This window comes from Thalassospira sp. MCCC 1A02491 (assembly GCF_001613785.1).
Taxonomy (GTDB): Bacteria; Pseudomonadota; Alphaproteobacteria; order Rhodospirillales; family Thalassospiraceae; genus Thalassospira; species Thalassospira povalilytica.
The window spans coordinates 22,830-47,780 of sequence record NZ_LPVX01000012.1; the positions used below are offsets into that span (position 1 = coordinate 22,830).

At 56.8% G+C, this 24,951-nt stretch carries 21 protein-coding genes; 8 read left to right on the forward strand and 13 right to left on the reverse strand.

Annotated elements, in window-relative coordinates; genetic code table 11:
* Positions 1-111: 111 nt before the first annotated feature.
* The gene (locus tag AUQ42_RS05295; RefSeq protein WP_068518064.1) at positions 112-1,023 is read left to right on the forward strand and encodes an NAD-dependent epimerase/dehydratase family protein; all 912 of its coding nucleotides are present in this window, start codon (positions 112-114) and stop codon (positions 1,021-1,023) included.
* On the opposite strand, the gene AUQ42_RS05300 is transcribed toward AUQ42_RS05295, so the two are convergent.
* Entirely contained in the window at positions 1,020-1,508 is a 489-nt protein-coding gene (locus AUQ42_RS05300; protein WP_231856687.1) for a multidrug efflux SMR transporter, read from the reverse strand. The genes AUQ42_RS05295 and AUQ42_RS05300 overlap by 4 nt on opposite strands.
* Before the next feature lie 609 nt (positions 1,509-2,117).
* Here AUQ42_RS05300 and AUQ42_RS05305 point away from each other — a divergent pair.
* Positions 2,118-3,308: an FAD-dependent oxidoreductase gene (locus tag AUQ42_RS05305; protein ID WP_068518065.1), complete on the forward strand. Its 1,191-nt coding sequence runs from the start codon at positions 2,118-2,120 to the stop codon at positions 3,306-3,308.
* Between the two features lie 78 nt (positions 3,309-3,386).
* Here the strand turns inward: AUQ42_RS05305 and AUQ42_RS05310 are convergent, their stop codons facing one another.
* Both AUQ42_RS05310 and AUQ42_RS05315 read right to left on the reverse strand, forming a co-directional pair.
* Complete coding sequence (locus AUQ42_RS05310; protein ID WP_231856688.1) at positions 3,387-4,778, reverse strand: ATP-binding protein; 1,392 nt, start codon at positions 4,776-4,778, stop codon at positions 3,387-3,389.
* 12 nt (positions 4,779-4,790) lie between these two features.
* Positions 4,791-5,444 (reverse strand): response regulator transcription factor, encoded by a 654-nt coding sequence (locus AUQ42_RS05315; protein WP_068518067.1) that lies wholly within the window; start codon positions 5,442-5,444, stop codon positions 4,791-4,793.
* A 260-nt stretch (positions 5,445-5,704) separates the two neighbouring features.
* Here AUQ42_RS05315 and AUQ42_RS05320 point away from each other — a divergent pair, with 260 nt between their 5' ends.
* Both AUQ42_RS05320 and AUQ42_RS05325 read left to right on the forward strand, forming a co-directional pair.
* On the forward strand, positions 5,705-6,016 hold the full coding sequence (locus AUQ42_RS05320; RefSeq protein WP_068518068.1) for a PepSY domain-containing protein: 312 nt from the start codon (positions 5,705-5,707) through the stop codon (positions 6,014-6,016).
* A gap of 99 nt (positions 6,017-6,115) precedes the next feature.
* Positions 6,116-6,649, forward strand: a complete 534-nt coding sequence (locus tag AUQ42_RS05325) for a cytochrome b/b6 domain-containing protein (RefSeq protein ID WP_068518069.1) — start codon at positions 6,116-6,118, stop codon at positions 6,647-6,649.
* A 97-nt stretch (positions 6,650-6,746) separates the two neighbouring features.
* Here the strand turns inward: AUQ42_RS05325 and AUQ42_RS05330 are convergent, their stop codons facing one another.
* Positions 6,747-7,298: a sugar O-acetyltransferase gene (locus AUQ42_RS05330; RefSeq protein WP_068518070.1), complete on the reverse strand. Its 552-nt coding sequence runs from the start codon at positions 7,296-7,298 to the stop codon at positions 6,747-6,749.
* A 173-nt stretch (positions 7,299-7,471) separates the two neighbouring features.
* Complete coding sequence (locus AUQ42_RS05335) at positions 7,472-8,584, reverse strand: patatin-like phospholipase family protein (protein ID WP_082817748.1); 1,113 nt, start codon at positions 8,582-8,584, stop codon at positions 7,472-7,474.
* A 166-nt stretch (positions 8,585-8,750) separates the two neighbouring features.
* On the opposite strand from AUQ42_RS05335, the gene AUQ42_RS05340 reads away from it, so the two are divergent.
* Positions 8,751-10,322 carry a hypothetical protein gene (locus tag AUQ42_RS05340; protein WP_068518071.1) on the forward strand — a complete coding sequence of 524 codons (1,572 nt, stop codon included), beginning with the start codon at positions 8,751-8,753 and terminating at the stop codon, positions 10,320-10,322.
* Positions 10,323-10,330: 8 nt separating this feature from the next.
* On the opposite strand, the gene AUQ42_RS05345 is transcribed toward AUQ42_RS05340, so the two are convergent.
* A complete protein-coding gene (locus AUQ42_RS05345) occupies positions 10,331-11,338 on the reverse strand; it encodes an alpha/beta fold hydrolase (RefSeq protein ID WP_068518072.1) in 1,008 nt (335 codons plus the stop codon).
* 226 nt (positions 11,339-11,564) lie between these two features.
* Here AUQ42_RS05345 and AUQ42_RS05350 point away from each other — a divergent pair, with 226 nt between their 5' ends.
* Positions 11,565-12,152, forward strand: coding sequence for a TetR/AcrR family transcriptional regulator (locus tag AUQ42_RS05350; RefSeq protein WP_068518073.1), 588 nt, complete (start codon positions 11,565-11,567; stop codon positions 12,150-12,152).
* Between the two features lie 441 nt (positions 12,153-12,593).
* Here AUQ42_RS05350 and AUQ42_RS05355 read toward each other — a convergent pair whose 3' ends face one another.
* Positions 12,594-13,751 (reverse strand): LysR family transcriptional regulator, encoded by a 1,158-nt coding sequence (locus tag AUQ42_RS05355; protein WP_068518074.1) that lies wholly within the window; start codon positions 13,749-13,751, stop codon positions 12,594-12,596.
* A gap of 1,136 nt (positions 13,752-14,887) precedes the next feature.
* Here AUQ42_RS05355 and AUQ42_RS05360 point away from each other — a divergent pair.
* The gene (locus AUQ42_RS05360) at positions 14,888-17,935 is read left to right on the forward strand and encodes an FAD-binding and (Fe-S)-binding domain-containing protein (RefSeq protein ID WP_068518278.1); all 3,048 of its coding nucleotides are present in this window, start codon (positions 14,888-14,890) and stop codon (positions 17,933-17,935) included.
* Positions 17,936-18,027: 92 nt separating this feature from the next.
* On the opposite strand, the gene hydA is transcribed toward AUQ42_RS05360, so the two are convergent.
* The 5 genes from hydA to AUQ42_RS05385 form a co-directional block, all read right to left on the reverse strand.
* Entirely contained in the window at positions 18,028-19,443 is a 1,416-nt protein-coding gene (gene hydA / locus AUQ42_RS05365; protein WP_068518075.1) for a dihydropyrimidinase, read from the reverse strand.
* A 41-nt stretch (positions 19,444-19,484) separates the two neighbouring features.
* Positions 19,485-20,735, reverse strand: coding sequence for a cysteine desulfurase-like protein (locus tag AUQ42_RS05370; RefSeq protein ID WP_068518076.1), 1,251 nt, complete (start codon positions 20,733-20,735; stop codon positions 19,485-19,487).
* A gap of 33 nt (positions 20,736-20,768) precedes the next feature.
* Positions 20,769-21,497: an amino acid ABC transporter ATP-binding protein gene (locus AUQ42_RS05375; protein ID WP_231856698.1), complete on the reverse strand. Its 729-nt coding sequence runs from the start codon at positions 21,495-21,497 to the stop codon at positions 20,769-20,771.
* Positions 21,498-21,508: 11 nt separating this feature from the next.
* Positions 21,509-22,180 (reverse strand): amino acid ABC transporter permease, encoded by a 672-nt coding sequence (locus AUQ42_RS05380; protein ID WP_068518077.1) that lies wholly within the window; start codon positions 22,178-22,180, stop codon positions 21,509-21,511.
* 96 nt (positions 22,181-22,276) lie between these two features.
* Complete coding sequence (locus tag AUQ42_RS05385; protein WP_068518078.1) at positions 22,277-23,074, reverse strand: ABC transporter substrate-binding protein; 798 nt, start codon at positions 23,072-23,074, stop codon at positions 22,277-22,279.
* Positions 23,075-23,249: 175 nt separating this feature from the next.
* On the opposite strand from AUQ42_RS05385, the gene AUQ42_RS05390 reads away from it, so the two are divergent.
* Complete coding sequence (locus AUQ42_RS05390) at positions 23,250-23,939, forward strand: FadR/GntR family transcriptional regulator (protein WP_068518079.1); 690 nt, start codon at positions 23,250-23,252, stop codon at positions 23,937-23,939.
* 22 nt (positions 23,940-23,961) lie between these two features.
* On the opposite strand, the gene AUQ42_RS05395 is transcribed toward AUQ42_RS05390, so the two are convergent.
* Positions 23,962-24,891 (reverse strand): LysR family transcriptional regulator, encoded by a 930-nt coding sequence (locus tag AUQ42_RS05395; RefSeq protein WP_068518280.1) that lies wholly within the window; start codon positions 24,889-24,891, stop codon positions 23,962-23,964.
* Between the last annotated feature and the right edge of the window lie 60 nt (positions 24,892-24,951).

A 24,951-nucleotide genomic window follows, 5' to 3' on the forward strand; every position in this document is an offset into this window, starting at 1 on the left:
TGCCCGGATTTTGATTGCCCCGATAAAACCGCTTGACCTCAACCGCGGTTGAGGTCCGAAAACACCGCCTGTGGCCATCGCCAAATCTGTTCTCACAGGAAGGAATTTCAGATGCGTGTTTTCATTACCGGCGGAACCGGGCTGATCGGCTCGGCAATTGTTGACACCCTGATTTCCCGTAAATACCGGGTCTTTGCGCTGGCCCGATCTGAAACCGCCTGCACCAGATTGCGCGCGATCGGGGCTGTTCCGATCCATGGCGATCTGACCGATCCGACCCGCTGGTGTGCGGCCCTTCCACCCGTTGATGCGGTCATTCATGCGGCCTGCGATTTTTCCGATGCCATGACCGATATCGACCGCACCCTGCTTGATCACCTGATCCCGGCGATGCACGCCATGCCTGGACCTGTGCGCTTCCTCTATACCGGTGGCAGTTGGTTGTTTGCGCAAACCCCGCCCGGACAGTCAATCGATGAAGGCAGCCCCTTTGATCCGCTGCCCGAATTTCAATGGATGTGCTCCGGCATTGATCGCGTGCTGGGCGATGAACGATTGCACGGCATCGTCATTCACCCGGGCTGTGTCTATGCCACCGGGCGGCACGGGCATTACGGGCTTCTTGGCCGTGATCTGCAAACCGCACGTACCGATGGCCGCGTCACCCTGATTGGTGATGACGATGTGACCCTGCCGATGGTTCATGCCGATGATCTGGCCGATCTTTATTGTCTGGCCCTTGGCAAAGCCACCCCCGGTTCAAGCTATACCGGGGTTGCGATCAATGATCTGACCAACCGTGCGCTGGCCGGTCTGATCGCCCGCCATGTCGGCACGCCCGATTGCCAGATTGATGCGATCACGGTGCAAACCGCCATCTCGCGACTGGGCCGCTGGGCGGCGGGACTTGCCCGCCATCAATCCATGACCGCGACAAGGGCCGTCACCGATCTTGGCTGGAATCCGGCTCATTGCGATCTTGAAAATGATCTTCGCCGGATCGGCGCACAATTTCGGGATTAGCTTTCCGAACTGATCGCCTTTAATCCGACCACACCGCCAATGGTCATCAACAGGAAAACACCCTTAAGGACGGTCATCGGCTCCTTGAAAAATACCAGGCCAATGATCGCGACGGCCGCCGTGCCAAGCCCCGACCACACCGCATAGGCCGTGCTGATCGGCAAAACCTTCAAGGTCAGCGCCAGCACCCAGAAGCTCAGCCCGTACATCACAAGCGTCAGGACCGAAAATTTCAGGTCGGTAAATCCGTTGGAAAATTTAAGCGACACGGTCCCGATCACTTCAAGACCGATCGCGCCCATCAAATAGACCCAGGCGAGCATGGCAAATATCCTGCACATAAAGGTGGTGGCAACAAACGCCCGCCCAAAATGCCCGATCCGCCCTTCCGGCGCAATCCCGCCCGCCACATGCCTGCTGTGACATGCGCCCGGAACGGCCTGAACCATCTCGAACATCCACTGCAACACACCCACCACCAGCACCGTTCACGTACCCCCCTGGCACTCGCAAACCACAAACACCCGCGCAACGCTCCACCCGCCCCCAACACATATCCGCCCACGCAATCACCCGAACGCTGCCCCTCCCAAACCAAAAGCCCGCACCCGCCCGCAAAAAACCGCCCCGTTCACCCCCAACACCAACACGGATGCCTTGGGCAGCGATACCACGCCCCAAACATCATCCCCCCACCAGCGATGGCTGTCATCGCCCGTCACGCCCCGAACCACCACAATGCCACCCCCTAGCCGCCTCACTGCATCACCACATCACGGCAAAACCACACCACCACCTCCCCGCCTAACCGCCTCACGGCATCAAAACACCACTGCACCACTGCAACACAGCACCACCAGCCCGCCCCCTGCTCCGACGCCCCGAACACCTCCCGTCCCCGATACGATGCCTCTTGCACCTTCCTGCTGCCGCATGATCAATCGGATGGCGGGTGCAATGCGTATAGCAAGACGATCTGTATCAAGACATTTGGCAAAACAATTGCGTATAGTCCGCCAAACGGGCACATTGCCCGACATCAAATGTATGGCTTTGGCCGCTGCATTTTGCCGTGAAGACAGGAAAGACCGATCATGATCGAAACCGATATTCTGATTGCTGGTGGCGGGATCGCCGGAATGAGTGCAGCCGCGCGGTTTGCAGCCGACGGACATCAGATCGTGATTGTCGATCCGGCCCCCGCCGATATTGGCGAAGGCACGGATTTGCGGACCACCGCCTTTCTTGAGCCGGGCATCGAAACCCTTAAAAAGGCCGGTGTCTGGGATGCGATCAAACCGACCGGGGCGGAACTTCGCGTCATGCGGATCGTCGATGCCGGCGGTTCCGAATGGCAACCGCGCGAAACCGCCGATTTTGACGGGGCCGAAACCAAACAGGGATTTTTCGGCTGGAACGTTTCAAACAAGGCGGCCCGCGTTGCCCTGATGGCCCGTCTGGCCGAACTTGAAAATGTCGATTTCCGGTTTTCGACCACGGTAACCGGATTCAAAAGCGCTGCGCGTTTTGTCGAAGTCACGCTGTCCGATGGTGAAACCGTCCGGGCCAAAGTCGTGATCGCCGCCGATGGCCGCAATTCCAGCTTGCGCGACATGGCCGGGATCAAACACAAACGCTGGGCCTATGATCAAAGCGCGTTGGTCTTTGTCGTCACCCATGACAAGCCGCATGACAATATCTCGACCGAAATCCACCGCACCGGCGGGCCGCTGACACTGGTGCCGATGCCTGATCTTGATGGCAAACCGTGCTCGTCCGTGGTCTGGATGACGCCTGCGGCCCGTGCCGATGAGCTTAATGCCATGAGTGACGATGCACTGTCCGCCGAAATCACCCATGACACCATGAACCTGTTTGGTCCGCTAAGCGTGGCATCCCCGCGGGCGGTCTGGCCGATGATCGCACAGATCCCCACCCGCCTGATTGCCGCCCGTCTTGCCCTGATCGCCGAGGCTGCCCACGTCGTGCCGCCGATTGGCGCACAAGGGCTGAATATGAGCCTGCATGACATCGAAACCCTGGCCGAACTGATGGCAAAGGCCAAGCTGCACGGCAAGGATATCGGCGAAACCCCGCTTCTGAAATCCTATGAACGCCGCCAGTTGCCCAAAACCGTGATGCGGGTCGGCGGTATCGATATCCTGAACCGCGCATCGATGCTTGAACCCAAACCGTTGCGCGACCTGCGTCTGGCGGGCCTGTCGGCAATCAACCGCATCAGCCCGCTTCGCAAACTGGCCATCAAGGTCGGGGTCGGCAAATAGCCCGCCCCATCTTCGCGCTTATCACGGATATCACGATACCAATGACGCAAAGGCCACCTTCGGGCGGCCTTTTTGCGTTCAGCTTTGATGCAGGATCAATTCCGCCATGAAACCGTCCGTCTTGCCCGGACGCGGCGAATAAAGGTTCAGCTCGGACCGTGTATTGCGCACGATCGCATCAACGATCGCAAGTCCAAGCCCCGCCCCGTCCCCGCTGTTATGGGACCGTTTGAACCGGGTTTTAAGATCATCAAGATTGCCCGCCGCGATCGCCGGTCCGCCATTGGCCACCCGGATGATGTGGCGGTCTGTGACCGTAATCTCGACCGCCTGGTCCTTTGCCCCGTGTCTGAGCGCATTTTCAATCAGATTGCGCAAACAGATGGCAAAGGCATCATGATCGATATTGGCCTCAAGCGTTGCCACCGCATCGCTGTCATAGACGATATCACCGCCATAAATTCCCGCACGCATCAGATCATCAATCACCAGCAAAAGCGTCGATCCAAGCTTCTGGTCATGCCCGGTCGGGCTAAAGCCGCCGCCCGCTTCGGCCCGCGCCAGCTGCAAAAGCTTTTCGGCCAGCCGCGACAACCGTTTAAGCGATGCCTCGGTCTGAAGGGCGCGCTTGCGGCTTTCATGACCTTCGGGCAGTTCAAGCACAAGCCGCTGGGTCTGTGCCAGGGCTGCGGCAATCGGGGTGCGCAATTCATGGGCGCTGTTGGCGGTAAAACTGCGCTCGACATTCAGCGCCGCCTCAAGCTTGCCCATCAGGCTGTTGACCGCCGATACGATGGTGGTGATTTCTTCGGGGGCTTCTTCCTGTTCAATCGGCGTCAGGTTGCCTTCGCCGCGCGCCTCGATCTCGTCGCGCACCCGCTGTACCGGCCTAAGCCCCTGACGCACGCCAAGGATAATCCCGATAATCACCGTCGGGATCAGAAGCGCAATCGGCAAAAACTGCGCCGCCACACTTTCAAGGATTGCCTCGTGGCGATGCTCAAGCGGCTCTGCCACCTGCATGTAAAGCTGCCCGTCGCCACTGCGGGCGGTATAAATCCGGAAATCGTCATCCTGATAAAACCCGACCGCCACCGGGGCGGCAAACGGTGCGGCCATGGCATTATGCGATCGCAACAACACATCCCCGTTAGCCGCCCGCAACTGATAAAGCAGATAATCGGCGACATTTTCCTCGTCCCCGTCATTATCGGTGCTTGCCATTTGATCGGCCGGGGGCGGCATCACCACCATGGATGATCCGTCCCAATGGGCATCAAAATAAAACCGCATAAGGGTCGAACCCCGCCGCGCGGTTTCAACAAGCCCGGTATCGGCGGCCTCTTCGAGTTCGTGATACATGCTATAGGCCGCAAGAACCGAGCCTGCGATCCAGCACAGTGCGACAATGATCGTCAGCCGCTTGGTCAGGATGAATTGCAGGCTGTTTTGCTGCTTGATTTTCATCATGCCGGCCCCGCCCTATACCCGATAACCCACACCGCGCACGGTCTTGATCACATCGCGCCCAAGCTTTCGGCGCACCCGGCTGACATAGACTTCAACCGTATTGCTTTCAATTTCCGCCCCGAATTCATAAAGCGCTTCTTCAAGCTGGCGTTTTGACAATGTCTGACCGGGGCGGCGCACCATCTGGTCAAGCAACGCCCATTCGCGCGATGTCAGATCGGTCTGCACCCCGTCCACCAGAACGGTCCGCCCGGCAAGGTCAACCTCGACCCCGCCATCAAGGGTGACAAACGGATTGGGATTGCCGCTATAACGCCGCGCAACCGCGGCCAGACGGGCCGATAATTCATTCAGATCAAACGGCTTGACCAGATAATCATCCGCCCCGGCATTCAGCCCGGCAATCCGGTCGGAAATCTGATCCTGGGCGGTCAGAATGATACAGGGAATGGCCGATCCGCGCCGCCTGAGCCCGCGCAAAAGATCAAGCCCGCTGCCATCTGGCAAATTAAGATCAAGCAACAGCACATCATAATTGGTGGTGCGCATCATGATCTCGGCATCGGTGACATTTTCGCTGTGATCCACCGCCTCGCCACTGGCCAGCAAATGATCGCGCACTGCCTCGCCCAGCATGATCTCGTCTTCAACCAGAAGAATTCGCAACGATTTTCCATCCACGATATCTGCACCAGACCGTTATTGAACCAAACCGTCTGGCTATGCCCCTGTCCTGACAGCAACCTGAACAACGCACATGGCGCCTTCAGTTGGCTGTCAGGAAACACCGTCATTCTTGTTCCTGTTCGGCGCATCGTTGACACGGCACATCCCGGAAATGTCCGTCACATCGCCTGCGTCCGCCGGAATTCCTGCATCGTTCCCTCTGCCGGATCCGCGTCCCACAGTTATGAAGGATTATGCCCATGAAAAGAACTGTTTTCCCAACCGCCCTTTTTGCCGTTGCCATCACGGCCCTTCTGGCCGGGGCGGTCGCGTCGCTTTCCTCGACCGCGGCCTTTGCTGACGAGGATTACTGCAAGGTTCCGAAATCGGAATGGAAAACCACCGACGAACTCAAGGCCAAGCTGACCGGCGAAGGCTGGGACGTCCGCAAGATCAAGGAAGACGAAGGCTGCTTTGAAGTTTACGCCATCGACAGCGACGGCAAGAAAATCGAAGCCTATTTCGATCCGGCATCTTTCGTGATCGTCAAACAGGATGGCGAAGACGACTGATCCCCAAAGTCAGTTGTTGCCATATCCGGGTGTTTCTGGCGGCGCCAACAGTCCCCCGCGTCGCCGGAAACGCTTTCTGTCTGTCTGAAAGGAACCATCATGTCGATCAAGGTCTGGGATCCGTTCATCCGCCTGTTCCACTGGGGATTGGCAACAAGCTTCCTGATCGCCTGGATCACGGCCGATGAATGGCATACCCTTCATCACTGGGCCGGTTATGCTGCCGGATGCCTGATTGCGCTGCGTCTTATCTGGGGATTGGTCGGTACGCACTATGCCCGCTTTGCCCAGTTCATCAAAGGCCCGGCAACCACACTTGGCTATCTCGGCGATATCGCGCGCGGTCGTGAACACCGCTATATCGGCCATAATCCGGCCGGGGCGGCCATGATCATCGCCCTGCTGCTTGCCATGGGTGGCTGCGCCTTTACCGGCTGGCTTTATACCACCGATGCCTTCTGGGGCTCTGATGCTGTCGAACATATCCATGAATTTCTGGCCAACGGCCTGCTTGCGCTTGTGCTGCTGCATATTGGCGGTGTGCTGCTGGCAAGCCTGCGCCATCACGAAAACCTGATCCGCGCCATGTTTACCGGGCGCAAACGCCGCCCGATGTCTGACGATATCGCCTGAATTCGATCTTTCCCTCATACTGCAAACTTGCGGCGGCCGGTCCTCACCCCCTTCTGGCTGCCGCTTTTTTTTGGAAAAAGTCAAAACGATCCGAAGATCACCCGATGGCCCGTGCCGGATTCCCGACAACCGTGGTGCCCGGCGCAACATCGCGGGTCACCACCGATCCGGCCCCGACAATCGCATCATTGCCGATGGTAATGCCCGGCAGAATGATCGCTCCGCCGCCGATCCAGACATTTTCCCCGATCGTCACCGGCTTTCCGACTTCAAGATGTTCCTTGCGCAATTGCGGATCACGATGATGGTCCGCACAGTAAATCTGCACATTGGGGCCCAGCATCGAATGATCGCCGATATGGACCGGTGCGGTATCAAGGATCACGCAACCGACATTCAAAAACACATCCCGCCCAAGATGGATATTGATGCCATAGGCACAATGAAACCGTGCTTCGATCCGCACATCATCGGCACAGGCAGCAAACAGGGCACGCAAGGACGGCCCGATATTGCCGCGTTCTGCCGGGGACAGAACGCTATGCTCGTGACAGGCTTCAAGCGCACGACGGCGCAGGGCCGAAAGCTCCTGATCAAGGCAGCTATACCATTCCCCTGCCTGCATTTTTTCAAATTCGGTTTTGGACATTTCCGGTCGCACTTTGTTGGTTCTATCGGGCGGTTTGTCTTTGGACTGCCGTCTCTGGACGGCCTTCTCTGGATTCCTTCTCTGGACTGCCAATCTCCGGGCGCCATGTATCTGGTGCAGACAAACAAGCCTACGCCCCGCACGCGCAATGTGCAATCGCCCAACAGAGGGTCTCAGGACGTATAATCGGGCGCAAACAGATCAAGATCAAGCGACGGCCTGACACCGATATCGCGGCGATGGCGGCTCAGAAACGCGCTTGCCGCCTCCCGCCCGAGATCGCGCAACATGGTCATGAAGCTCCATTCCGCATTGAGTTTCGAGGAATGATCAAGATCGAGCATATCTTCACTGGCAATACAATGCATGCGCATCGCCCCCCATTTGGCGGCTTCGCACATATGTTCGGGCGCATCCTTACGCAGGATCGAAATCATCCGCAGCTCTTTCATCAGGCTGCTGTTAAATGAAACCTCATTAAGCCGGTTGGCAATTTCACGTGACGTTTTGGGCACCCCCGGCCGCCGGACCGGATTGATCTGCACCAGAACCGTGTCATCGGACCCGCATTCCAGCACCAGCGGACCAAGGCTCGGATTGCCGGTATAACCGCCATCCCAATAGGGCACGCCATCAATCTCGACCGCCTTGTAGATCGTTGGCAAACAGGCCGATGCCAGCAACACATCAACCGTGATATCGGGATTGCGAAATACCCGCCCCTGCCCGGTTTCAACATTGGTGGCGGTGATAAACAGCTTGGCCGGGCTACTGTTCAACGCCTTGAAATCCACGACCTCTGTCAGGATCGCGGCCAATGGATTGTCGCCGGTTGGGTTAAGGTCATAGGGAGAAAACATCTTGGCACTCATATCAAGCCACATATAGGCCAGCGAGTTTTCAAGCGACCAGTTGCCAAACAGAATATCAATCGGGCTGCGTTGCAGCGGGCTGAACCGCGCGGCTTCGGACACCGCCCGCCAGAAGGTTTCAAGATCGGCCCGTGCGCCTTCATACCCGCCCCTGGCAACCCCCGACGTCACCACAGCGGCATTCATCGCCCCGGCCGAGGTCCCCGAAATCGCCTCGATGCTCAGTTCCTCATCCTCAAGCAACCGGTCCAGAACGCCCCATGTAAACGCCCCGTGCGACCCGCCCCCCTGAAGGGCAAGACTGATATTTTTGCGCGGCTTTTTGCCCGCACTGGCACCATCACCCCCGGCATCAGCCCCCTTTTCGGTTTCGGTTTCGGTTTCCGTCCCCGTATCCGCGCCCTTCGCACTCATACCGCCTCCTGCCTGACATCACACAACCCGCAATCATGATATGTCGCAGCCGGCACAAATTGCCAGTTTCTCTCCTGCGACGAACGTCCATAACAATCCTAGGTTGATAAATTTACCATCATAAGTTACTAATATAATATTGCAACAGACGGCAAAGGGGGCTCTCATGGGTCGACAGCACTTCAAATATATGCTTCCGGCCTTCCTGGGCCTCGCGACCATCACTGGTTGCACCGAGCTAAAATCAGGTCTGGTAAGCGACGACGGAAAAGAAGCACTGCAAGGGGGCGTTCTTTATAGCCTTCCAATGGTGCAATACGAGCTCGAAACAAGCTTCCGTATAACGGGCTGCCCCGATCCCTCGATTGCCGACATTCCATTAGAAGCTGGAAATATTCTTCTTGCGCCGGATTTTGAAATCAAACAGACCGCAAAGGAAAACATAACCCCCGACCCGGACCGGCTCTATATCCTGAACTATGAAGACATGTCAGGTCCGACCAAAACCTCGACTTTGAAAGTGGATTTGCACGAAAACGGCACACTCAAAAGCATCAATGCAGGCGTCACGGATCGCACCACCGAAGTTGCAAAGTCTGCGATCAAAACCGGCTTCAAAATCGTCCAGCTGGCCTCCGGTTTTTCAGGCGCTATGCCATTAGACAAAACCAAGTCTACAGACGTTGGCGGTGTCATATGCACTCCCTACGCAGAGCAACTAATGATCAAGCGGAGCTCAACCAGCAGCAAGCAACAGACAGAAACGGCAACATTACTTGTTAAAACACAGGCACTTGAAAAAGCACGTGCGGTTGTAGAAGCATCTGCCAAACCCAGCGATCAGGCCGTCCAGGCGCTTGAAACCGCTTTGAAAGACAGCCTGGCTGCGGAAAAGGCACTGGCTGGAACTCAAAAACTGCTGGCAAAAATAGACGCTGCCTTGACGATCAAGGTTTCTGACACGTGGCCGAAACAAGGAACCGAGACGTCAACCCGAACCCGCATGCCTGCGCCACCGATTTCCAAGCTTTTGAGGGATGGTTCATTCACGCTGGCAAACGACGGTTTGAAGGCACAAGTGACCACAACGTCCCTTGCTGAACTGCCTGAACAGCTTGCTGTCCTCACCGAAATATCAAAGGTAACAAGCACCGGCCCAACCGCCGGAAATTGCAGTGACGGGAGTTGGGATTGCAGCTCTGACAGACAGGGTGTGTACTACCGGATTCCGGCGAAGGCCTATCTGCGTTCCTGCATGTCAGGTTCAGCCATAAATGCCGGATGCGGCAGCATCCCCGAAAGCAGCCTGCTTTTGAACGAGTATCTAGACGTGCCGCAACTTGGCGTCCTTGCCGTCTTGCCGCTTAAGAATGGCGTCGGGCAGGATAATGTTCTGGCCGCGACATTTTCAGACAAGGGCATGCTGGAAACATTCAGCTATGATGAAAAAACGGCTTCCCTTGAAAAGATTGCGGGTGTTCTTGATGACGCTGTCGACAATGCTTTGGCCTTCAAGGAACTTCGTCGAACTGCCGAACTTGAAGACCTGAAACTTGAAAAACAGGAGGTCGAAGCACGCAACGCATTGCAGGCCGCGATCGCCGAAGGCCAACCCGACCCGACAAGCGAAAGCACCGCACAAATCAACAGCGAGACAGAACTGCTAAATGCCCTGCTCGAACGCATCAAGGCCCAAAAGGCCCTTGAGGAAGCCCAGGCTGCCTTAGCGGCGCAGTGATCCTGCGATCAGGCGACGGCTCCTGATTGGGTTGGTTCCGTTGCGGCCTGCTTCGCCTCGACATACGCCAACTCGCCTGCGTGTTGCGCAAGCCCCGCACAGGCATCCGTCCATGCCGGGTCATCACCATAAAGGGCGGATCGCAGATAGGCCCATGTCATGCGCTGGGTAATCGCAAGGCGGTCCGGGTCCTCGTCATCGGTTTCCTTGGCATCATAACCGGCAATGCCGCCAAGCCCGTGTTTGCCACCGATCAGGGTCAGCAAGAACTCCCCGCCCGGCGCATGATGGAACGGATCGGTGTGCCAGGCCGCCCCGCGTGTGGTCAGGTTCGGATTGAGATCCTGATCGCCCGCCACCACCAATGTCCGCGTCGTCATATGCGAAAAATCGGGATTAAGCGCGGTATAGTTCCGGCGCGCATGATCGCTCAGGCTGTCGCCACCCAGGCCCGGTGCCGCCAAAAGAACCCCGGCCTTGATCCGTGGATCGATCAGATTGACATCCTGCGCATCCGGGTCGGCACTGTCGCTCAGCCGCGCGCCCAGCAACATGCCCACCGTCTGCCCGCCAAGCGAATGACCGACCGCCGCCACCCGATCATGATCCAGTCGCCCGTCCAGAATAGGGCTGGCACGTTCGATATCATCAAGATGATCGAGAATGGTTTTGAAATCCTCGACCCGCGATCGCCAAAAGAACGGTGCACCGGGCGCGTCCGCGCCAAACCCGGCGACTTTGGAATTGCCATGGGTCGGCTGGATCACGACAAAGCCGTGCTCGGCATAGAAATTGGCAAGCGGCCCATAGCCATCCTTGGACGGGATATAAAGCGACGGACCATGCCCGTGCGACAACAGGATAATCGGCAAATCCCGCCCCTGTGCCGGGGCCGTCACCCGCATTTCGATCGGTTTGGGCCGCCCGGGTGCGGCCAGGATCACCGGACATACCGAAATGGTCGAAACAGCTTCATTGACCGGAATGTGGCGGGCCTTATCAATCAGGTTATTCATCGCTGAGATCCTTTTCCGATTGGCGAAACCGGATGTTTCACCTATATATCCCGAAACGGAACATTGATCCGATAAGCTGTGGCCCGTAAGCGGGCTCATAAATGGATCAACGTTCCGCTTATGCGAATGCAAATATGGAACATTGTTCCGTTTATCAAGCACAAAATTTGACGCGACGATTCCGTCCGCACGTCAAAACCCGATTTTGCTATTGGAAAACAATGAGATGACCGACGACACTGCCGTCGAAAAAAAAAGCATCCGTGCCGATGCCCTGCGCAATGAGGACGCGCTTCTTGAAGCCGCCAAGGAGATTTTTGCGACCTCGGGGGTGGATGCGCCGGTGCGTGAAATCGCCGCCAGGGCCGGTGTTGGTGTCGGAACGCTTTATCGTCGTTTTCCCAAACGCAGCGACCTTGTGGTTGGTGTTTACAAGCGCGAAGTCGATGCCTGCGTCAAAGCCGCGGCCGACTTTACCGGCCAATATGGTCCGGGTGATGCCCTGACCCACTGGCTGAAACGCTATTGCCAGTTCATCGTCACCAAAAAGGGACTGGCCGCCGCCCTCTATTCCGGCGATCCGGCCTTTGACGCCCTGCCCGCCTATTTCCGCGCCAATTTCGAACCGACCCTGCAATCCCTCCTGCAATCAGCAGCCAGGGCCGGCGAAATCCGCGGCGATATTGACGCCTTTGACTTGCTCCGCGCCATCGGCAACCTCGCCTCGGTCGGCGGCACCGAAGGTGCTGAACACACGCATCGCATGCTCGAACTGATGATTGATGGCCTGCGTTTCGGGGCGGCGAAGCCCTAGGACCAGCTCGCCAGCCGCACATTGCATTACCCCTTTGCCCCAATCCGGGGATATCAGTTCCCGGGCAACCGGCACCTGCAAGATGCTGGCGGCAAAGCAAAGCTGCCTGGAACACCCTGCGCCCAAGATCACCCTTTCCCGGATGCCCCGCGCAGCAATTCATCCATCAAGGGGCCAATTTTTTCTTCTGTTGACGCCCATTTGGAAGCGCTGAGCCCGCTGCCGCAAACTCATTACTGGCAGGACCAGCTTATCACCCGGCGCGGACTGGCGTGTGCCCGGGCCTGCCCCATCACAGTACGCAGCACCAGGCACTTGGCACTCAGGACCCGACACCGGGCACTAGGCACTCGGCACTCGACACTCGACACTCAGTACTCGACACCGGGCAATCTGTCTCCCACTCCTTTCGCATCGGTGCTGCCTCCTGCATCCCTTGCCTCAATACCACTCCAACGCCGCTGGCAGATCAAGGCCTGCGGCCTGTTCGCGGACCTGATGCAGGAACAGGCTGGCAATCGGCGACAGGCTTTTGCTTTTGCGGGTGATGATGCCGATATGGCGCTGACGGACCGGGGCGGACAGCGGCACGAAGACGAGCCCCTTGTCGCGCGTCATGTCCGATACCCGGGCGGCCAGTTCCGGCAGTACCGTGATCCCCACCCCCTGGGCCACCATGGCGGCCAGCGTTAGGGTATTGGACGCCTCCACCGTCGGGCGCGGCAGGGTGATCGGCATGGCCGAAGCTCCGTCGCCCGCACTTGCGCGTACTGCGGATTTTGCGGCTTTTTCTGTGCGCTGGTCGGTCAGTTTATTCTGTGCGCGCGCCAGTTTTTTGGCCTGTTTCATCACCCCTTTGGCCGCCGCGATGCCAAGCCTTGCGGCATCTTCGATGGCCGGACTTGTGAAATCCGATCCGCTATGTTGCGGGGCCTTTGCCGTGCCCTCCCCCCGGGGCTCGCCGCTGACCCCGGCCATCATTGCCGATGTCCCGGATTCCGGACCCAGCCCGACAAAGGGTTGATCGGCCAACTGCGCCCAGGTCACGAACGGGTGTTTGGCAAAGGCATGATCGGCCCGGCACAGCACCCCGAACCTGTCGGAAAACAGCGGCCGGAACGCAATATCGGGCAGCGCTTCCCACTCCCCGGCGATGCCGAAATCGGCCTCGTTCGCCGCCACGGCTGCATGGACCTCCCCGGCATTCATTTCATCAAGCCGTAATCGCGCATCGGGATGATCGACCACAAAACGCGATATCACGGCCGGCAATATCCGGGTCAGGACCGACGGGGCCGCGGCAATGGTGATTTTCCCGCCAATCCCCTTGGACAGCGCATCAAGATCGCCAAGTGCCTCCTCGAAATCACCGATCAAGCGCTTTGCCACCGGCAAAAACCGCTCCCCCGTATCGGTCAGGGTGACTTGCCGTGTCGTGCGATCAAAAAGCGCTGCCCCCGTCACATCCTCGAACTGGCGAATGGTGGTGGTCAGGCTGGGCGGGGTGACCCCAAGAACGGCTGCCGCCGCCGTAAAGGACCCGTGATCGGCCACCGCCACAAAGGACCGCATATGGCGCATATTCAGCGATGAAAACATCGAAACTCCCCTTTTTTCGGCCATTTATGACCTGGCAATACCGGCCATCACAGCCCAATCAAATCACCGACAACATCAGTACAGTGTCAGCACGGCTTCTGCATTCTTTCCAACGGCTTCAGCACAGCTTGCAAACGGCTTCCGAGCGGCTTCAACATGATCTCAACACGACACCTGCATCCGCACGCCGCCAACACGACCACCGCACAATTGCGACCCGGCTGCTGCACGGCTATTGCGCGGCCACTGCACGACTTCCACCTGGCTATTGCACCGCTTCTGCACGACTTCTGCCCGGCGATTGCACTACTTCTACCCGGCGATTGCACCGCTTCTGCAAGGCTCCGGAAGACCTTTGGCTCACGCTCTTCCGCTCATGCCCCCGGCACAGAAACCATGCCCAAAACACCCAAATCCCCAGTCCGCATGCCAGCCGGACGATTAAAGGCCGCCTGTACTAAGCTCCAGCGCGCTGGGCTGTGCCGGGTCGGGTCGCACCGAAACGGACCAACTCAGAGCCGACCTACCCAAACCAAACTTGCCCGAACTGAACCGAACCAAACATGCCCTGTCCAGGCCAGTCCGGGCCAAACACCATCAGGCCATGCACCATCAAACCAGCCCCCGTTGCCAGGACGGGTTCACGCCAGAACAGACCGCGCCACCGCGGCTCAACCAAACAGCACCACGCGCTGTAAACTTTTCTTTACATCGGCACTTTATGGCGGCTGCGCATCCGCACCCTTTGATCGATGCCCGATGCAAATTTCACAGCCGGAAAACAAATCCTCATACAAATAAAATGGTGCTGTGGCTAAAAACGGGTTCCGGTTTCCCGGCGATGAGGCCCGAATTCCAAAATTCTGCCAGGAGGTGTCAGCAAGTCGGTCTTTGCAGCATGGTTTTCCAGTCGGGATTATTAGGCAAAAACTAATAATCATTCGGAATTTTCAATTTGTCCAATTAATCCTGATCGGGTCAAATAGGGAAAATTGCCATGACATCGATCCCGCCCCGGTGCCAGATCCGCCATGAAATCCGATATCAAGTCCGGTATCAGACTTGCTATCAGAACAGGCATCAAACCCGGAACCAAACCGGCATCCAGCCGGGGGATCGCAGACAGAGAGATCACCATGCCCGCCGCGACCGCCGCCAAAAGCGTTATTGCCAAATTGCCCCGCCTGACCCCGGACCGGTCGCTGGACAGTTTGACGCTAAGTTTCCTCAAAACCCTTGAATCCGAAGGAAAATTTAGCGGCGAGATCCATGCAGATTTCCCGACCCGCCTGATCCATGCCACCGACAACAGCGTCTATCAGGTGATGCCGCGTGCGGTGTTGCAGCCGCGTACCCGCGATGACATCAATATCGTCATGGAAATGGCCGGTCGCGAAAAATTCAGCGAGGTCAAAATCACCCCGCGCGGCGGCGGGACCGGCACCAATGGCCAGTCGCTGAACAACACCATCATTCTCGATACTTCCAAATATCTCAATAACATACTGGGTTTTGATGCGGAAAAGGGACTGGTTCATGTTGAACCGGGCGTGGTGCTTGATCAGCTTAATGCCTGGCTGAAACCGCATGGCTATTTCTTCCCGCCCGCCGTCTCGACCGCAAGCCGCGCCACGGTTGGCGGCATGATCGGATCGGACAGTTCGGGCAAGGGATCGCGGATTTATGGCAAAACCAGCCACTATATCCATGACATGACCACGGTTCTGATTGACGGCACCGATTTCCGCACATCGGCCCTAAGTGCCGATAAAGCAAAGGAAATCATGTCCCGCGACGACCGTGTTGGCGCGCTTTATCGCAAGGTCCATGACGAAATCGCCCCGCGTCGTGATCAGATCAAGGCAACCTTCCCGGAAATGAACCGCGGGCTTACAGGCTATAACCTTAAGGAAGCCGTTTCCGATCAGGGGGATATGAACCTTTCCTTCCTGATTGCCGGGGCCGAGGGCAGCCTTGGCATGGTCAAGGAAATCACCTTCCGGGTTATTCCGCTGCCCAAGCACAAGGCGATCACCGTTGTCCGTTATGACAGCTTTGATAGCGCCCTTCGTCACGTGCAAGCCCTTGTAAAGTTTGATCCTGTCGCGATTGAAAGTATTGATGACAAGGTCATGAAACTGGCCGAGCAGGATGAAAGCTGGCACATGCTGGGCAAGCTTTTGGGTACGGAAACCAGTACCGTTGCCACGCGCGGCTTTAACGTCGTTGAATTTGTTGGCGAAACGCCCGAAGAAGTCTCTGCCAAACAGGACGAACTGCGCGCCTATCTTGATGGCAATCCCGATACCGCTTACGCCCCGATCGGCTTTGTGCAGGCAACCGACCCCGGCCAGATCGCGGCAATCTGGTCAATCCGTGCCAAATCGGTAGGATTGCTCGGCAATCTTGAAGGCAAACGCCGCGCGACACCATTCGTCGAAGATACCGCTGTCCCGCCCGAAAACCTTGCCGATTTTATCGCCGAATTCCGCGCACTTCTGGATGCCGAAGGCCTTGATTACGGCATGTTTGGCCATGTCGATGTCGGGTGCCTGCATGTCCGCCCGCTGCTTGATATGTGCGACGAAGAAGACGAAGCGCGCCTGCGCCGGGTATCGGACGCGGTCGCCGAATTGACCAAGCGCTATAACGGCTTGATCTGGGGCGAACATGGCAAGGGGTTCCGCGGCGAATACAGCCCGATCTATTTCGGGCCGGAGCTTTATGACGTTCTGCGCCGTATCAAGGAAGCCTTTGACCCGGAAGGACAATTAAACCCCGGCAAGATCGCGTCCCCCTATTCCAAGGACATCCCGATCACGGCAATCGACGAAGCCCCGATGCGCGGGCAGCTTGACCGTCAGATCGAAGATGCCCTTCGTGATGAATACCTTAATGCGACGCGCTGTAACGGCAACGGGGCGTGCTTTAACTGGGATCTGATGGATGCCATGTGCCCTTCCTATAAGGTCACGCGGTCGCGTGTGCATTCGCCCAAGGGCCGTGCGGGAATGCTGCGCGAATGGATCAGGCAGCTTTCGGTCGGCACCGATCCGATGAACCAGGATTTGGCGGTGATCAACGGGCGCGATTTTTCGCACGATGTGTATGAATCGATGGCCGGTTGCCTGTCATGCAAGGCCTGCGCAGGGCAATGCCCGGTCAAGGTCGATATCCCGGAAATGAAATCCCGTTTTTTGGAGACCTATCACACCCGTTACAAACGTCCGGTGAAGGATTATGTCATTGCAAAACTTGAATATATGGCCCCGCTTCTGGCAAGCGCGCCGGGCCTGTTCAATGCCCTGCAATCAATCCCGCCAATGCCGTGGATTTTCAAACGCTTCATCGGCCTGACCGATCTGCCGAAGCTTGACACCCGGGGCCTTAAATCAGGCCTGCGTGCGCGCGGCATTGGCAAATTCCGGCAGGCTGATCTGGATGGCCTGAGCCCTGATGAAAAGGCGAAGTCGGTCATTATCTTGCAGGATTGCTTTACCACGCATTATGACACCGACGTGTTCCTTGCCCATGTCGATTTGCTGCAACGCCTTGGATACCGGGTGTTTGTGCCGCCCTATCGCCCGAACGGCAAAGCGATGCATGTCAAAGGGTTCCTGAAGAAATTCGATTATCAGGCCAAACAGAACGATATCGTTTATGGCCGCCTTGCCAAATCCGGTGTCGCCATGGTCGGCATCGAGGCCAGCGTCACCCTGACCTATCGCCAGGAATATGCCCAGCGCCTTTCAGACCGACCGGATTACCGCGTGCATCTGTTCCATGAATGGCTGGCATCAGAAATCAGTGACGGTCGCCTGAACGCGCCAAAAATTGATAACGCCGTTAACATCAACACCCCGGCAAGCCTGTTCCCCCACTGCACGGAAAAGACATCGATCCCCGATGTTGGCGTAAAATGGCAGAAAATCTTTGAGGCGTTTGGTCTTAAACTGACGGCAGAGAAAACCGGCTGCTGCGGCATGGCGGGCGTTTACGGACACGAAACCCGCCATCAGGAAACCTCACACGAGTTGTATGAGCTGAGCTGGAAAAAGAAGGTCGATGCGACGGGCCCCGAAAACATGCTGGTCACCGGCTATTCCTGCCGCTGTCAGGTCAACCGCTATGAAGGCGTGAAACCGCAGCATCCGGTGCAGTATCTGGTGAAACTTGTGGCTTGATACAGCCCGCCAAGCGACATCGAAACCAACAAAAAATGCGACGTTTTTCACGTCGCATTTTCTTTGTTAATCAGTTCAGTAGCCTGGCAGGGCTAGCCAGCCATGTTGGAAACCAGGTTCGACTTCTGTCTGGGCAGGTATTTGCCATCGCCTTTTTGCCCCATGACCTCACCATCCTTCACCACAGTTTTGCCGCGGACGATGGTGTGGACAGGCCAGCCTTTGACCTCCAAGCCTTCATAAGGGCTGTAATCGCAGCCCTGTTGCAGGATGTCGTTGGTGATGGTGACGTTTTTGGTCGGGTCCCAAAGGGCAAGGTCTGCGTCCGAGCCAATCGCGATTGTGCCCTTTTGTGGGTACATGCCATAAAGTTTGGCGTGGTTGGTCGATGTCAGGGCTACAAAGCGGTTCAGGTCGATGCGGCCCTTTTGCACGCCTTCGGAAAACAGGATCGGCAGGCGGGTGGCGACACCGGGGATGCCATTGGGGATCCAGCGGAAGCTTTTCTTGCCCTTTTCATTCAGCTTGCCTTCCGGGTCGTTAAAGCGGAACGGGCAATGATCGGACGAGAACAGGTCAAACACCCCGCGTTCCAGACCATCCCAGCAGGCATCCTGACTTTCCTTGTCGCGTGGCGGCGGGGAGCAGACGAATTTCGCGCCTTCGAGTTCATCCTGATCCAGATCATCGGCAGTCAGCATCAGATATTGCGGGCAGGTTTCGCCCACGACCTTACTGCCGCGTACACGGGCGCGTTCGATTTCTTCCATCGCCTGCCGGTTGGAGACATGGACGATGACAATCGGCGTATCAACGATTTCGGCCAGTGACAGCGCACGATGGGTGGCTTCGCGTTCAGCGGCAATCGGGCGCGCGGTGGCGTGTGATTTGGCAGAGAATTCGCCGGCTTCTTCGTGCTGTCCGATCAGGAAGCGAATGGCGTCTTCGTTTTCGCAATGTACCAGCACGAGCGCCCCGGTACGCCGTGCGGCATCAAGCGTATCAAGGATTTCATCATCGCGCAGACGCAGGTTTTCATAGGTCATGAAAACCTTGAACGAGGTATAGCCGTCTTCGACCAGGGCCGGGAGTTCCTGCCCCAAAACCGAGGGCGTCGGATCGGTGACGATCATGTGAAACGCCACATCGATATGGCAATTGCCATCGGCCTTGGCGTGATAGACATCCAAAGCATGGCGCAAGCTGTCGCCCTTTTCCTGCATGCAGAATGCAAGGATCGAGGTATTGCCGCCAATGGCAGCCGAGCGTGTGCCACTTTCGAAGTTATCGGCCATGACGATGCCATCGCCAGATGGCTGATCAATATGAACATGGCTGTCGATGCCGCCGGGCATGACGTAAAGCCCTTTGGCATCAACAATATCATCGGCCCCGTCAAGGGATGCAGCGATGGCAGAAATCCTGCCATCCGTAATCCCGATATCGGCGCGATAGGTATCACTGGCGGTCACGATGGTGCCGTTTTTGATAATGCGGTCAAACTGCATGATACATCCCCTGCTGGTTGGCTGATTTCCGGTGATGGTCCTTATTGATCCGATGCATCAAGCAACCGGTCAAAGGCCGCGGTCAGGCGGTCGACCTGTTCGATGGTGTTATAATGCACCATCGAAACACGCAGTGCGCCGCCATTATCAGACAGACCCAGATATTCGACCAGACGACGGGAATGGAAATCCCCAAAACGAATGGCGATTTTTTCGCGATCAATGATCTTGCAGACTTCTTCGGCATTGCGGTTATCAAACCGGAAACTGATGGTCGGAATGCGCGTGCCGTCGCGATTGTCGGCCTGCCCGATCACCACGCAATCATTGCGCCCGCGCAGATATGACAACAACCGTTCGGTCAGGGCATTTTCCTGATGGGTGATGGCATCATAGGCGGCAACGATTTTATCGCGCACCGATCCGGTTTCCCCAGCCCGTTCGCCCAGTTCGCACAGGTAATCAACAATACCGCAAACCGAATAGGCCATTTCATAGCTGGGATTGCCTGGCTCCAACTTGCCGGGGACTTTATCCTTGCCATAGAAATAATGATAAAGCGTATCAAGTTCGAGAAGCAGGTCATACTTCCCGTACATCATCGCCCCGTGCGGACCATAGGTTTTATACAGGCTGAAGACATAATAATCGGCATCAAAGGCCTGCACATCAACGGCACGGTGCGGCGCATAGGCCACCGCATCAATGCAGATTTTGGCCCCCATCGCATGGGCGTAATCGGCGAACTGGCGGACCGGATTGACCTCGCCAACGATGTTTGACACATGAGTCACACAGACAAGCTTGGTCTTATCGGTCATGACGGCCTTAAGCCCGTCAAGATGAAGACGACCGCTTTTGGCATCAGGTTCCCAAAAGCGGATATTCACACCGAATTCTTCCAGTGCCACCCAAGGCCCGATATTGGATTCATGATCGCCGATGGTGACAACGATTTCATCGCCTGCGGAAAACTGGCTGCGCATGGCGCGCGCAAGGTTTTGCAAAAGAACGGTGGTCGAAGCACCGAAAATGATTTCCTCGGGCCGGGACGCATTGACCAGCTGTGCCGCACTTTTGCGCGCATCAAGCAGGGCCTCGGCCGCAAGTTTGGAAACCTCGTAAGAGCCGCCGATCTGCACATTGCGGTTGAGCAGGAAGCTGTTGATACGGTCCAGCGCCTTGGTCAGAATTTGCGACCCGCCGGCATTATCAAAAAAGGCCCAGCCGTTTGACAGTGCCGGAAACTGGCTATGGACATATTCCATATCAAGGGTGCGTGTGTTTGCCATGAAAGGCATCCTCCGGGTGTATGGTTTCTATTTTTAATGATCGAGAACGGCGTGGAGGAAATTCCGCGTGCGTTCTTCTTTGGGGGCGTCAAATATTTCGGTGGGTGTTCCGGCCTCGATGATGTTGCCACCATCCATGAACAGGACCCGGTCAGCGACCTGACGCGCAAAGCCCATTTCATGGGTCACGACGACCATGGTCACCCCGGTCCCGGCGAGCTTTTTCATCACATCAAGCACCTCGCCGACCATTTCGGGATCCAAAGCCGATGTCGGTTCATCAAACAACAGCACCTTTGGTTCCATGGCGAGCGCCCGGGCAATCGCCACGCGCTGTTGCTGTCCGCCAGAAAGCTGACCGGGATATTTTTCGGCCTGAACCGAAATACCGACACGATCCAGCAGATCACGGGCACGTTTTTCGGCGTCGGCCTCTTTCATGCCGCGCACCCGGATCGGGGCCAGCATGACATTGCGCAAAACGGTCATGTGCGGGAACAGATTGAAGGACTGAAACACCATGCCGACTTCGGCCCGAACATCGGCAAGATCGCGACCGGGGCGGACCGGAATGCCATCAACGATGATCTCGCCGTCATTTTCGAACGGTTCGAGATGGTTGATGCAACGGATCAGCGTTGATTTCCCCGAACCGGACGGACCGACAACACAGACGACCTCGCCCTGTGCGATTTCAAGATCAATGCCGTGCAAAACGGTGAAATTGCCATAGGCCTTGCGGAGGTTTTTGATTGTGATCAGGGGCGCTTTCATCATGATCTCCCGCGGCTAAAACGTTTTTCAAGGCGGGCGACGAACCGCACCATCGGCAACAGCAAGATCAGATAGATCACAGCCGCCCCGATCAGTGGCGTCGGGTTGGCAGAAAGTGCCTGTGCCTGGGTCGCCTGTTTGAGCAGGTCCGGCATGGCAACAACCGATGCCAGCGCGGTATCCTTGAGAACGTTGATACAGTTATTGGTCAGCGGCGGGATGACGATGCGGATCGCCTGGGGCAGGATCACATCCGTCATGGTATAGCGGTTGGAAAGACCAAGGGCGGCGGATGCCTCGAACTGGCCCTTGGGGATGGCTTCGATCCCGGCGCGGAAAATTTCGGCAGTATAGGCGGCAGAAACCAGTGTCAGGGCCGTTACCGCCGAAAAGAACGGCGACAGGCGAATGCCGACAAAAGGCAGCGCGTAATAAACAATGATCAAAAGCACCAGAAGCGGGATCGAGCGGAAGACATCGATATATCCGCGCACCAACGTATTGGTGACAGGTCCGGCATAAAGCCGCAAAACAGCCAGGAAAAGCCCGCCAATCAGACCGGCAATAATACTTGTTACGCCAATCCCGATGGTCACAAGCAGGCCGTTTAACAATTGCGGCAGGCTGGCGACCAGGACGGGGATGTTAAAGAAGGTCGAAAATAAATCCATTTCACCACCAGTTCAAATTCACCCTGCCGACAATGCCGGGAGCCGCATGCCAATATCGGGGGCATCATCGGCAGGGTTGATGTGCGATATGCGCGATTATTTCAGGGTCGGCATATCAAGCACTTTGACCGTCGAGGTGGTGTCTTCCGGCGTTGCGCCGAACCAGGTTTCATGCAGACCGGCGATGAAACCTTCTTTTTTAAGTTCGGTGATCACGTCATTGACTTCGGTCGCAAGCGCGGCGTCCTTGTTAAACATGATCGAGTATTTTTCGCCCGTGGTGATACGTTCAACAACCTTCAGGTTCGGCTTGTCCTTGACGTAGTAAAGCAATGCCGGAATGTCGCTGATATAGCCGTCGATACGGCCCGCAGTCAGATCAAGCATCGCAGGCGAAAGACCTTCGTAGCGACGCACATCGCCAATACCGTATTCGCCGCCGTTTTGGGTGACCCACATGTCCCCGGTGGAGCCGGTATCAACACCGACAACCTTGCCCTTCATGGCATCAAGACCGGTAACACCGCCTGCGGCCGTCGCGGTCAGAGACTGGTCACTGTCATAGTAAGGCTGTGCAAAGGTCACAGACTCAAGACGCTTGTCGGTGATGGTGATCGAGGAAACCGCCATATCGATGCGGCCCGACTGAACGGCCGGGAACAGACCGTTGAACGGAATATTGACGAATTCGACGCTTTTACCCAGACGCTTGGCGATTTCGTTGACCAGATCGACTTCAAAGCCGACCACGGTGCCATCTGCCTGTTCAAATTCCCACGGAACGTTGCCGATATTGGCACCAACGGTCAGATCGGCAGCATTGACCGAGCTTGCGACACCCATCGCAAAAACCCCACCGACAACGGAAGCCGCAACATATGAAAAGAGCTTCATTTTATTATCCTTGTGTTTTTCGATATCCCTGATAACTACTGGTCTAACCGGTCTGACCAGTTAGACCACAAGGAAACATAAATCCGAAACCGTTGCAAGTGGGTTGGAGAAAAATCGTGACAAGCACACAACCAGCGCGGTATTCGCTTTAAGAACAAGGAACGAGGGAAGAGCAATGTTCAACAGGACCCTATTGCCGCAATCTGTGGCGCGGGAAATTCAGGGAATGATTCAGGACGGCACCCTGAAGCCCGGCGAAAAGATCCCCTCGCAGCGCGAATTTGCCCAGAAATTCGGGGTAAGTCGCGCATCGCTCCGCGAAGCCCTTTTAACGCTTGAAACCCTTGGCCTGATCAAGACCGAAGCCGGTCGTGGCACCTTTGTCACCGCAGGCGGCGGTAAATCAGAAGGCGATATGGCCCCCTGGCGCTATTCCGAAACCCATAGCGTTTTTGACGTTTTCCAGACCCGCATGATCCTAGAAAGCGAGATTGCCGCACTTGCCTGTGGACGCCTGACCGCAACCCAGTTTGACGCGATGGAAGACGCCACCAATCGCATGGAAAAATGCTGGGCTGATCAGGACCTTATTGCCAATGTCGAGGCCGATCTTGAATTCCACGGAACCATCGTTGCGGCATGCAGCAACAGTATGTTGCGCGACCTTTACAAGACCGTGCGCGACCAGATCACGGAAACCCAGCGCCAGCCGATTCCGATCACCGACCCGGAACGCATGCGTGAATCCATTGGCGAACATCGCAAAATTATGGCGGCCCTGCGCGACAATGACCCTGAACGCGCCCGCAAGGAAATGCAGACCCATGTCCGCAACACGGCACGCTGTGCGGGTTTGCAGGCCTGATCAGCCCGCGACACCAGTTCCCTTATAAAAACGGCAGCATATTTTTGACGTGGTCGGCGAAGGCGGTTGTAGCCGGGTTTTGAGTACCCTCGCCTGCGATGACTTTCAGGCCCAGTTTGGGCAAGGCGGGTAGCGGCGCCTTGAGGATATACAGATCATTTGGCACCGCCTTTTGCATCATCACACTGATGGCAAGGCCGGAACGGGCGACGGCGATCAGGCCGGTCAGGCTGCTGCTGGCATAGGAAATCTTGTAGGGAATTCCGGCTGCCTCGATTGCATCACACGCGGCCTTGTGATCAAGGGCGTTTGATGCGGGCAAGGCCAGCGGGATGGTTCGGGCGGGTGTCGGGCTGTCACCTGCCCCCGATGCATCGCTGATAGTGTTTCCGATCCCGGTTCCAATTCCTGTACCAAAATCATGCAGATCAAGGGTCGGCTTGGCACCGACCCAGGCAAGTTGTTCGGCCCGTGCGATATCAGGTTCCCCGTCCGGGTTGGCGACCGAGACCAGTGCCAGATCAATCTGGCGGGCGCGCAGCATTTTATGAAGCTCCGGCGTCGGGGCCGAAACCACCCTGATCTCGACATCCGGGTAGATCGTCCCGAAGCTTTTAAGCAGGGCCGGGAAAAAGGCGATCAGGTAATCCTCGGGACAGCCAAACACCATCGATCCGCGCAAACCCCGGTCGGAAAAGGCAAAGACCGCCTCGTCATGCAATTTCAAAATCCGTTCGGCATAGCCAAGGAACCGTTCACCGCTTCCGGTCAGGGCAACGCCACTGCCGCTGCGATGAAAAAGCGTCTGGCCCAGCGCATCTTCAAGACGCTGTATCTGCATGGTGACGGTTGATTGCGTGCGCCCGACCTGAAGCGCAGTTGCACTTAGCGTCCCGGAATGGGCAGCGCGTACAAAAGTCGTCAGCAGTTTGAGATCAAGCAGGTTTTGCATGGCTTTGCCCACCGCATATCAATTTTTCCAATACCGGAATGCCATAATTATCAATTTTAC

Coding starts and splice junctions, on each gene's coding strand:
- AUQ42_RS05295 (WP_068518064.1), top strand. CDS start 112: ATGCGTGTTTTCATTACCGGCGGAACCGGGCTGATCGGCTCGGCAATT.
- AUQ42_RS05305 (WP_068518065.1), top strand. CDS start 2,118: ATGATCGAAACCGATATTCTGATTGCTGGTGGCGGGATCGCCGGAATG.
- AUQ42_RS05310 (WP_231856688.1), bottom strand. CDS start 4,778: ATGATGAAAATCAAGCAGCAAAACAGCCTGCAATTCATCCTGACCAAG.
- AUQ42_RS05320 (WP_068518068.1), top strand. CDS start 5,705: ATGAAAAGAACTGTTTTCCCAACCGCCCTTTTTGCCGTTGCCATCACG.
- AUQ42_RS05325 (WP_068518069.1), top strand. CDS start 6,116: ATGTCGATCAAGGTCTGGGATCCGTTCATCCGCCTGTTCCACTGGGGA.
- AUQ42_RS05330 (WP_068518070.1), bottom strand. CDS start 7,298: ATGTCCAAAACCGAATTTGAAAAAATGCAGGCAGGGGAATGGTATAGC.
- AUQ42_RS05335 (WP_082817748.1), bottom strand. CDS start 8,584: ATGAGTGCGAAGGGCGCGGATACGGGGACGGAAACCGAAACCGAAACC.
- AUQ42_RS05340 (WP_068518071.1), top strand. CDS start 8,751: ATGGGTCGACAGCACTTCAAATATATGCTTCCGGCCTTCCTGGGCCTC.
- AUQ42_RS05345 (WP_068518072.1), bottom strand. CDS start 11,338: ATGAATAACCTGATTGATAAGGCCCGCCACATTCCGGTCAATGAAGCT.
- AUQ42_RS05350 (WP_068518073.1), top strand. CDS start 11,565: ATGACCGACGACACTGCCGTCGAAAAAAAAAGCATCCGTGCCGATGCC.
- AUQ42_RS05355 (WP_068518074.1), bottom strand. CDS start 13,751: ATGTTTTCATCGCTGAATATGCGCCATATGCGGTCCTTTGTGGCGGTG.
- AUQ42_RS05360 (WP_068518278.1), top strand. CDS start 14,888: ATGCCCGCCGCGACCGCCGCCAAAAGCGTTATTGCCAAATTGCCCCGC.
- hydA (WP_068518075.1), bottom strand. CDS start 19,443: ATGCAGTTTGACCGCATTATCAAAAACGGCACCATCGTGACCGCCAGT.
- AUQ42_RS05370 (WP_068518076.1), bottom strand. CDS start 20,735: ATGGCAAACACACGCACCCTTGATATGGAATATGTCCATAGCCAGTTT.
- AUQ42_RS05380 (WP_068518077.1), bottom strand. CDS start 22,180: ATGGATTTATTTTCGACCTTCTTTAACATCCCCGTCCTGGTCGCCAGC.
- AUQ42_RS05385 (WP_068518078.1), bottom strand. CDS start 23,074: ATGAAGCTCTTTTCATATGTTGCGGCTTCCGTTGTCGGTGGGGTTTTT.
- AUQ42_RS05390 (WP_068518079.1), top strand. CDS start 23,250: ATGTTCAACAGGACCCTATTGCCGCAATCTGTGGCGCGGGAAATTCAG.
- AUQ42_RS05395 (WP_068518280.1), bottom strand. CDS start 24,891: ATGCAAAACCTGCTTGATCTCAAACTGCTGACGACTTTTGTACGCGCT.